The organism is Duganella radicis (genome assembly GCF_009720825.1).
Classification (GTDB): Bacteria; Pseudomonadota; Gammaproteobacteria; order Burkholderiales; family Burkholderiaceae_D; genus Rugamonas; species Rugamonas radicis.
The window spans coordinates 1-255 of sequence record NZ_WNKY01000152.1; the positions used below are offsets into that span (position 1 = coordinate 1).

Consider the following 255-nt stretch of genomic DNA (forward strand, 5'->3'; position numbering starts at 1 on the left):
ACTTTCAGGCCCTGGCGTTTTTCAATGGTGGCGATGAACTGGCCCGCCTCCAGCAGCGACTCGTGGGTGCCGGTGTCGAGCCAGGCCATGCCGCGCCCCATCACTTCGACGTTGAGCTGGCCCTTGTACAGATACACCTTGTTGACGTCGGTGATTTCCAGCTCGCCGCGCGCGGACGGCTTGATGCTGGCGGCGATGTCGCACACCTGGTTGTCGTAGAAGTACAGGCCGGTGACGGCGTAGTTCGATTTCGGC

General features: G+C 62.0%; 1 protein-coding gene. It reads right to left on the reverse strand.

Annotated elements, in window-relative coordinates:
* Nucleotides 1-255: sugar phosphate nucleotidyltransferase (locus tag GM676_RS33145; protein ID WP_267875705.1), on the reverse strand; the 255-nt coding region annotated here is incomplete at both ends.